Origin of the sequence: Shewanella sp. 11B5 (assembly GCF_002836795.1) — a bacterium.
Taxonomy (GTDB): Bacteria; Pseudomonadota; Gammaproteobacteria; order Enterobacterales; family Shewanellaceae; genus Shewanella; species Shewanella frigidimarina.
This window is the reverse complement of the sequence record NZ_PJAP01000993.1, coordinates 1-2,775: the sequence shown is the minus strand read 5'-3', so window position 1 is coordinate 2,775 and position 2,775 is coordinate 1. Positions and strand designations below refer to the sequence as shown.

3 protein-coding genes are annotated in these 2,775 nt (G+C 43.8%); 1 reads left to right on the top strand and 2 read right to left on the bottom strand.

The annotated features are described in order from the left end of the window. The first annotated feature begins 110 nt into the window (after positions 1 to 110). Complete coding sequence (locus tag CXF78_RS21300; protein WP_011638989.1) at positions 111 to 521, top strand: hypothetical protein; 411 nt, start codon at positions 111 to 113, stop codon at positions 519 to 521. Between the two features lie 186 nt (positions 522 to 707). Here the strand turns inward: CXF78_RS21300 and CXF78_RS19360 are convergent, their stop codons facing one another. Together CXF78_RS19360 and CXF78_RS19355 are read right to left on the bottom strand one after the other, a co-directional pair. Beyond that, positions 708 to 1,142 carry a dCMP deaminase family protein gene (locus tag CXF78_RS19360; protein WP_011638988.1) on the bottom strand — a complete coding sequence of 145 codons (435 nt, stop codon included), beginning with the start codon at positions 1,140 to 1,142 and terminating at the stop codon, positions 708 to 710. 230 nt (positions 1,143 to 1,372) lie between these two features. Next, positions 1,373 to 2,775, bottom strand: a 1,403-nt coding sequence (locus CXF78_RS19355) for a B12-binding domain-containing radical SAM protein (RefSeq protein WP_102037675.1), incomplete at its 5' end; no start/stop codon positions are given.

Below are 2,775 nucleotides of genomic sequence, written 5' to 3'. Positions count from 1 at the left end.
AAAGTGGTAAAAGTGAATTTAAAGGTGAATTTAGTGGGGCAGGGTAAAGGCGTTAACCATGCCACCCATTATTAAATTCCCATTATTAAATTTCTGGAGAGAGCTGTATTTTGAGTACTTTTCTAGGCATTTGTTTACTGATACTGCCATTGATCTTTTTTGGCATTTATTCAAATCATGAATTCGATTTGTCGCTTTCGGATAATTTAAAAAAATGGAAATGGGGTAAGTATTTTGCCGTTATTCTTGTACTAATATACATAGTCTATTTGCTGATGTATGGGCACAGTTACGTTGTAATGGGTGTCGATGAAACAAGCACGTATTTAGAAGATTGGGTGCTGTATTATCTTGTGCCAGGTTTATGCTTAGCGGCAGTAATATACTCCAAACCGGTAGGTTACTTTTTTGGTGATAATAGCTCAGAGTTTGGCTCATCGATTAAAGAAGATGTTGCTTTTATGCTTGGCCTTCTGTGGTTGTTATTTTTTACTTGGCAAATATTCTTAGAAAGCTTGTAAACGACACGAATTAATCATGGCATCCATTGTTAAATTTTTACCTAGCCTTTTAAAGCCAGCTAGTAAAGTGAAGCTAGACTGTTCACCCTTTACTATGATGAAGTGCCACGCAGGCCATAAATGCAAAGAATAAACACCTGGATTCCGGCTCAACCGCATTTCCGGAACGACGGTGAAAAAGTAGGGTTAATCTACTTGCATCCAATCGACTTGAACGCCAGCTTGCTCAAACATATCTTGGCTGACTTTAATCTTATCCCCCCAACGCGACAGGAAATCTTCGTTGGGCTTTGGGCTATGTACGGCGCGCAATCCTGTTTGAATAATCTTGGCAGCGCAGTTTGGGCAAGGAAAGTGTGTCACCCAAATCTCACAGCTACTGAGATCTCGTTTGGCATGCAGAATGGCATTTTCTTCTGCATGGAGCGTTTTTAGCAGTTTCATTTCACGGTTATCGGTTTCAGCACTATCTGATATTCCGTGAGGATAACCATTAAAACCTAGCGAGACGATGCGATTGTTTTCAGTGATCACCGCACCAACTCGGGTGGAGGGATCTTTACTCCAAGATGCTACGAGCTCGGCCATTTGTAAAAAGCGTGTCGCCCATTTTGTCATCATCTTATTGCCGTTCCTATGCTTTATGCATCACGTTAATTATTATTTCAATTAGGCGCTATTCTCTATGCAGAACAATGATAAATCAACCTTCAATATTCTAACCATGGACCCACTTACTCTTTCTTATATTAAGTAGGGCCATGATGCGCCTGTATAGCAGAATGTGACTGCCAATTATTTAAGCTGCGTTTAGTTATTCCAATGAGATAGCCCTAGTTACTCTTTAATACCTACTCTTCATTACTAAGAATAAAGTTGCTAATCGCTTTTGATATTAGGTCTTTCTTCATTGAAGTGCGGGTAACGGGTTCGTTGAACCAGAAACTCATTGGTTGATCAAAACCGATACCGTGCATGTAGTTGTAGATTGCTTTACGCAGTCCTTCGCCAAGCATTTCATGATCTGTTCCGGTCGGGTCGGTGAAGTCGACATCGTTCTCAGCAAATAAAATTTCAGGGCGTTCAGCAAGGGTGATACCAAATTGCTCTGGATTCATGCCTATCGGGCTGTGAATGGTGGCGACAAAACGATGCCAATAGGCTGACTGGAAACAACCTTGTTCCATCATCTGACGCACCATTTCTAGCGAGTCTATGGTTTCTTGTTCGGTTTGTGTCGGGAAGCCATACATCAAGTAAGCGTGAACCAATATTCCGGCATCACTGAATGCTTTAGTGACGTGGGCGACGCGCTCAACACTCACGCCTTTTTTCATCAATTTAAGTAGTCGATCTGACGCCACTTCAAGTCCGCCGCTGACTGCGATACAACCTGAGTCTGCCAGTAATTGGCAACGCGCTGGGCTAAAAGTACGTTCAAAACGAATATTGCCCCACCAACTGATCACTACGCCGCGTTCTATGAGACGTTTTGCAAAGGCAAACAATGTTTTTGGCGGTAAGGCTTCATCGACAAAATGGAAACCTGTTTGTCCGGTTTCTTCAACAAGCTCTACGATACGGTCAACCAAGGCATCGGCGCCAGCGGTATCGTAGCGGTCGATATAGTCCAAACTGACGTCGCAGAAGCTGCATTTACGCCAGTAACAGCCGTGGGCGATGGTCAGTTTGTTCCAACGTCCGTCACTCCAAATGCGGTGCATTGGGTTGAGCATTTCACATAAAGACAGGTAGTCGCCCAATGGCAGACCGTCGTAAACGGGTGCGCCGACCTCAGATTGTGGAATATCGTGCAGCTGATCATTTTGATTTAAGTGGACATAAGGTTGGCCATTTTCATCTTCTGCAAGGAAGTAAGTACGCACTAAATCGTCTATTTCACGTTTGCCTTCAAAGTATTCCAGCAAAGTGATAAGCGGGCGTTCGCCGTCGTCCAGACAGATAAAGTCGACAAATTCAAATACGCGCGGATCTTTTAGTGCGCGCAGCTCAGTATTCACAAAGCCGCCACCCATGACGATAGGAATGTCTGGATTAATGGCTTTACAGGTTTGGGCAATACGTAAAGCGCCTAGCATATTACCGGGAAACGGCACTGTTAATGCGACGACACTTGGTTGGGTGTCTTCCAGATACATCTCGACCAATTGCTCCAAAATTTCAGAGCTAAAACTTGGTTCACCCATGAGGGTGTCGTAGAGGTTGTCAAAGCTTGGGTTGGCCGCCGCTAGCT

Bases quoted from the DNA above. Each gene is read 5' to 3' on its own strand.
- CXF78_RS19360 (WP_011638988.1), bottom strand. From the start codon at position 1,142: ATGATGACAAAATGGGCGACACGCTTTTTACAAATGGCCGAGCTCGTA.